Origin of the sequence: Mesorhizobium sp. M1A.F.Ca.IN.020.06.1.1 (assembly GCF_004023265.1) — a bacterium.
GTDB lineage: Bacteria > Pseudomonadota > Alphaproteobacteria > Rhizobiales > Rhizobiaceae > Mesorhizobium.
The window spans coordinates 1-489 of record NZ_RZSR01001767.1 but is presented as its reverse complement, the minus strand read 5'-3'; the positions used below and the strand labels follow the sequence as shown (position 1 = coordinate 489).

Here is a 489-nt window from a genome sequence, read left to right as displayed (position 1 = left end):
TTGCGCGTGCCTTTGACCAACGACTACCGCGAATGGTCGACGCTGCGCGGCGAAAGCCGCGCCTTTCTGGAGCCATGGGAGCCGCGTTGGCAGCCTGACGAGCTCGACCGCACCGCCTGGCGGCTGCGCATCGGCCGCTACCGCGAGGACTATGCGCAAGGCACGGCCATTGCCTTCTTCATCTTCGAGAAGTCGAGCGGCAAGCTCGCCGGCGGCATCACGCTCGGCAACATCCGCCACGGTGTCGCGCAAAGCGGCCACATCGGCTACTGGATCGGCGAGCGCTTCGGCGGCCGTGGACTGATGACCGACGCGGTCAAGGTGGTGTCGCGTTTTGCCTTCGATACGCTGCGGTTGCACCGGATCGAGGCTGCCTGTATTCCCGACAACGCACGGTCGATCCGCGTGCTTGAAAAAGCCGGATTCCGGCGCGAAGGACTTCTCAGATCCTATCTCCGGATCAACGGCATCTGGCAGGATCACTACCTC

At 64.0% G+C, this 489-nt stretch carries 1 protein-coding gene; it reads left to right on the top strand.

Features of this window, described 5'->3' with window-relative positions:
• Positions 1 to 489, top strand: a 489-nt coding sequence (locus tag EOA60_RS36790; RefSeq protein WP_245502731.1) for a GNAT family protein, incomplete at both ends; no start/stop codon positions are given.